This window comes from Vibrio sp. SG41-7 (genome assembly GCF_014164465.1).
GTDB classification, from domain to species: Bacteria; Pseudomonadota; Gammaproteobacteria; order Enterobacterales; family Vibrionaceae; genus Vibrio; species Vibrio splendidus.
In genome coordinates this window covers 1-5,242 of the sequence record NZ_JACJFF010000198.1, presented here as the reverse complement: position 1 = coordinate 5,242, position 5,242 = coordinate 1, and the positions used below count along the sequence as shown (strand labels likewise).

The window sequence follows — 5,242 nt, the reverse complement described above, 5'->3', positions numbered from 1 at the left end:
TAAAGAAGTTGCTGAGGTGCGAAGTATTTTGAATCAAAACTCGGTTAGCTCTGATGAAATTGCAAAGAGAAGTATGACGAATGTCGAGCTTCAAAAAGTCGAATCTGAATCCATTGCGACTGCAGTAAATGAACTTGTTCAAACTGGTCAGTCTATTACTTCTAATATTGAGCAAGTCGCTTACACAACCACGACCATAAAAGAGGTGTCGGACAGGGCTTTAGAAGTCACCGAGAATGCGAATAAAAACATGAACACCTTAGCGGGCCGGATCTCTAAGTCTCAGCACCTTGTCGAGGATTTAGAACTTCAAAGTAGTGAGATTAATACTGTGGTAGCAACGATTCAAGCCATTGCAGAGCGCACTAATTTATTAGCACTTAATGCCGCGATTGAGGCGGCGCGAGCGGGTGAGTTTGGGCGTGGATTTGCTGTGGTCGCCGATGAAGTAAGAGATTTATCGATGAAAACGGACCATTCAACACGAAAAATTGAAAAGACAGTACGTAATTTGACGTCTCGCATTCATGATACCGTCCAATTAATCATTCAAAGTCAAGAGCAAGCCGGTGTGACTAAGGGGTATACCTTAGACGTTGTGCAGGAGATCGATGGTTTAAACCATAAATTGGACAACTTAGTTAATATGAATGTACAAATATCGGCGGCATCGCAAGAACAGTCGCTAGTTTCAAGTGAAATTGATAAAAATATTACCCAAATATCAGATTTAGCAAGCGATACGTATGGAAAAATACAAGGCGTTGTTGAGTGTAGTCAGGAATTAACGCAGGTTAGTCAAAAGTTAGATACGATTGTTTCTCAATTTAAATACTGAGATGTTCTGTGTCAGTATTTGACCTATCAGATGTGTAAAAGAGCTCTCACCTGTTGTGGTGAGAGCTCTGTCAACCGTCCATCTATTAGTGAGATTTTATATTTTCAGTTCGTAGCTCTCGGCGTAAAATCTTCCCAACGCTGCTCTTGGGAAGTTCCTCTCTAAACTCTACAACTTTTGGTACCTTGTAAGCTGTTAAATGTTCACGGCAATATCCTCTAATCTCTTCTTTGGTCAAGCTTGGGTCCCGCTTCACCACAAACAGTTTGATCAATTCCCCTGTTTTTTCATTAGGTTCACCTATTACAGCGACCTCTAAAACTTTCTCATTTGAGGCGACAACATCTTCGATTTCATTCGGGTAAACGTTGAAGCCTGATACAATGATCATATCCTTTTTGCGATCTACAATAGAAATAAATCCCTTGTTATCAATTCGGACAATATCGCCAGTAGACAGCCAGCCGTCTGAGTTGATCGCTTTCTTTGTCGCTTCTGGCCGCTGCCAATAGCCTTTCATCACTTGTGGTCCTTTGACTTGAAGCTCTCCGGTTTCATCTAGAGGCAAGGGGTTCCCAAGGTCATCAACGATCCTGACATCCGTTGAGGAAACAGGAATGCCAATAGAGCCATTATAATCTTTAAGTGTATATGGGTTACCAGTGACTAGTGGGGAACACTCTGTCAAGCCATACCCTTCAAGCAGGTGGGTATTAGTCACTCTTTTCCACTTTTCTGCAACAGTGCGCTGTACGGCCATCCCGCCACCAACCGATAGTTTCAGATTATTGAAATCTAAATTACAGAAGTTTTCATTATTGATTAAGGCGTTAAATAGGGTGTTTACACCTGTAATCGCGGTAAATGGGTATTTTTGTAATTCTTTGACAAAGCTAGGAATGTCACGAGGGTTTGGTATAAGAAGGTTACAGCCGCCCATCTCTAAAAATAATAGACAGTTAACGGTTAATGCATAAACATGGTAAAGCGGTAGAGCCGTAACGACTAATTCACTACCTTCACGCAAAACTGGTGAGTACGAACCTTTTGCCTGCAATACATTAGAGGTCATGTTCTTATGTGTAAGGATGGCTCCCTTAGCAACACCTGTTGTTCCTCCTGTATATTGTAAGAATGCAATATCCTCGCCGTTTATTAATGGCTTTATATATTGTAGTCGATAACCTTTGCGTAATGTGTGGCGCATGGATATTGCACCCGGTAGCTTATACTTAGGGACGATCCTTTTGATGTATTTAACAGCAAAGTCAACGATGGCCCCTTTTGGGCGAGGTAGCATTTGTCCTAAACTGGTCAAAATCACGTGTTCAACTTGCGTTTTTGTCACGATTTTCTCTAAAGTACTCGCAAAATTTGAAACAATGACGATTGCTTTAGCGCCTGAATCATTGAGTTGATGCTCCAGTTCTCGAGCCGTATAAAGTGGGTTTACGTTTACTGCAACTAAGCCTGCACGAAGAACACCAAATAGAGCAACAGGGTATTGTTGTAAATTTGGCATCATGAGGGCGACACGATCTCCTTTTTCTAGCTTCAGTTCTTGCTGTAGATATGCAGCAAATGCTCGACTACGCTCTTCAAGTTTTCGAAATGTCATCACCGATCCCATACTTATAAATGCGGGTCGGTCGGCGTATTTTTGAACAGCTTCTTCAAACATTTCAATCAATGACGAATATTTATCCGCGTTGATATTTTCAGGTACATCGTTGGGGTAGCTTGCTAACCAAGGTTTATTCAAGATAAATTCCTATGTATTCTATTGTCTCTTACATTATAGGGGGGAACAGGATTAATTCTATTCACGCTCTTGTTGTGCAGTAGGAGAGGGAGAGTGAATAGATTGTTCTTTTGGTTCCTCTCTTGCGCTTAATACCTTGATAGACCCCTCTAGTGAGACAAGTTGCTTGAGCCCTTGAGTCGTCGTAAGAGGCTTTACTACGGCAATCATCTGCAGCATACCTTGATAAATAAGTGGTTTTGTTATTTGAGCCTTAGGAGATATAGAAAAACAATAAGTAAGCCAATTTGATGCAATTAAATGTAAAGTTGTCACCGTTTCTTTTATTTCGTCTTCATTCGCTTTAAGAAAGTTTAGCTGCACGAACACGCGCATGATCTCAATTAAGTTCTTGTTGAGGCGTTCTTGAGTTGCTATGTATTCAAGATGAAGCTGTTCATCGCGCGAAAGGGTTTCTGGTAGGCTTGCATAGAAAAACCTATATTTCCACATTAAGGTAAATAGAGAGTCAAGGTTGTGCTTTAAAAAAGGCAGGGCCTCGCAATGTCCTTTAATTGGGGTAAACCTTTCCAGTAATTCATCTGAATAAAGAGTGAATATCGCACGGACGATCTCTTGTTTGTTACGAAAATAGTAGTACAAATTGCCAGGGCTAACCTCGACATATGCAGCAATGTGATTAGTCGTGATGCCACGCTCACCGTGCTGATTAAAAAGTTCCAGCGCTCCGTAAATAATCTTTTCTCGAGTTTTGTTCATTTTAGTCCCTCTAATCAGTTTAGGCTTCAGTATATCTTTCCCAAAAATATATTTCGAGCCGTTAAATCAGGCTCACTCCTAATATCTCTGGGTATTATTTGGTGGTGTCTTTTTTATTGTTTATTTCAGTGTAATGTTTTGGTCTATTGCTTGAATCTTAGTTTATGATTTTGCTTTGTTGCTCTTATGTAGTTCATATGCATCATAGCTCACCTTTAGGCTTGAGGTTCGTTTAAAGTGTCATATACTAAAATTATCCTGACTGTTTTAATTTAGGAGATTAACTCAATATGAAGGTAACTTACTTAAAGGATGTTTGTCTTCGTCACGACTTTCTAAATCTTTATATTTGTACTCGTGAGGTTTTATGAATTGCCACTTTTGCAAAAACTGTACGAAAATGGATGCTTGTTTTACTAATGAGGAAGAATATGAAGAGTTAATATCCGCATTAATGAATTTACCAAGTGATATGTTAGGAGCCTTCTTTTTAGAAAATGGCTGTGGGAGCGATTTTCGTGAGGCGGTAGCGTCGATGAGGTGTGGACACTGTACAGACAAATAAACGCCATTTTCAGTGTTTTTCGATTAAGTTAAGCTTCTATACATCTTTCGGTTTGAAGCTTCCCGTGCTTTTAGCTAGGCTTTGTTTCACTGTAATTATAAATAGGAAGTGTTAAAAGTGAAGAGCGATCATCACCTTGATGAGTCAATGAGTGAACTAATTGCATTTTTAGAAAAGGACTTAGATTTTACGAAATCTTATCTCCAAGAGATAGCGCTTTTACCGGCGGTTCGTGAGGCTATAGAGCCAAAGCATCGTCTGTTAGATAAGCTTCACATTGAATATGACTTGTCCTCACCTCATTTAAAGGAAAGAGTTAAAGTATTAATCTTAGAGCATAAGTTATTGCTATCTGGATATTTATAAATGAATTTTATATTTTAACTGTTGGTTTTATATAATTTGGCGATTCCACAAGTGACATTCTAGTCCTCTGTCATTCAGTTCATAACTCATATGTGCTATTAATAAATCTGGTGTTAACTTGTATAAATATGGAGTTAGGTTTATGAACAACCCTACGTATGTAGCTAGATCGATGGATAGCCTGATTGATATTATTGAAACTGATGTGTTTTGTCTCGATGGAAAAGTAATTCATTGTACTTTCCCCTTTGAAGAAAATGATCGTTGGTTAAGGGGTTATTTTGATAAGGCATGGAGTAAAGGAGTTGTAAAGGTTACATTCTCTAACAGTAAAACTTTGTACTCTACTTTTCCTTGTCGGTCTTGAAAAGTTGGAATTATTCACTCTCATTTAAGCTAATGTTGTTTTGATATCAATTTTATAATGATGCCTTGATTTAGTCTTGCTTCATTGCTTACTTAATTTTTCAATATTTTGCTTGTGGCTATTATTAGACAGGTCTGGGTGTAATTTAGTGGTAGTCTATTATAGCTTATCTAGTATAGAGTTGTTCAAGGAAGGCAAAACGCTGTGCTTTTAAGATGAATATTTAATCAAGGGTACATTGTGGGGTTCTAGATTTTCTTGATTTGTTTTTTTTAATCTATAACAATGGGTTAAGGTTTTATGGGCGGCATGATGTAAGCGACCTGACTTAATCCAGTAAAGTCCATTAGAAGCTCGTAAGCCCAGTGTTTACGGGCTTTTTTTATATTTATTGTCTAGCGCAGTTCGAAAGGAACGGGGTAATTGTTCGAAATACGCAGTTTGGGGTTTAGTCGCCTTGGGCATAGGCATCTACACAGATTGTTCGCATATTGAGCAATTAATTTGATTAAGGGAACTGATCCTAGGATCAATGATCAAGAGAGTTAACTATTCTTTAACTTGTACTGATTATGACTCTTTTCG

At 38.8% G+C, this 5,242-nt stretch carries 3 protein-coding genes and 1 pseudogene; 2 read left to right on the top strand and 2 right to left on the bottom strand.

Features of this window, described 5'->3' with window-relative positions:
• Positions 1-838, top strand: an 838-nt coding sequence (locus H5300_RS25345; RefSeq protein WP_259397944.1) for a methyl-accepting chemotaxis protein, incomplete at its 5' end; no start/stop codon positions are given.
• Between the two features lie 85 nt (positions 839-923).
• Here H5300_RS25345 and fadD read toward each other — a convergent pair.
• Positions 924-2,600, bottom strand: a complete 1,677-nt coding sequence (gene fadD / locus H5300_RS25340; RefSeq protein WP_182797214.1) for a long-chain-fatty-acid--CoA ligase FadD — start codon at positions 2,598-2,600, stop codon at positions 924-926.
• A gap of 120 nt (positions 2,601-2,720) precedes the next feature.
• A pseudogene (locus H5300_RS25335) lies at positions 2,721-3,359 on the bottom strand (TetR/AcrR family transcriptional regulator); the annotation flags it as partial.
• Positions 3,360-4,041: 682 nt separating this feature from the next.
• Here H5300_RS25335 and H5300_RS25330 point away from each other — a divergent pair.
• The gene (locus H5300_RS25330; protein ID WP_182797212.1) at positions 4,042-4,290 is read left to right on the top strand and encodes a hypothetical protein; all 249 of its coding nucleotides are present in this window, start codon (positions 4,042-4,044) and stop codon (positions 4,288-4,290) included.
• Positions 4,291-5,242 lie beyond the last annotated feature (952 nt).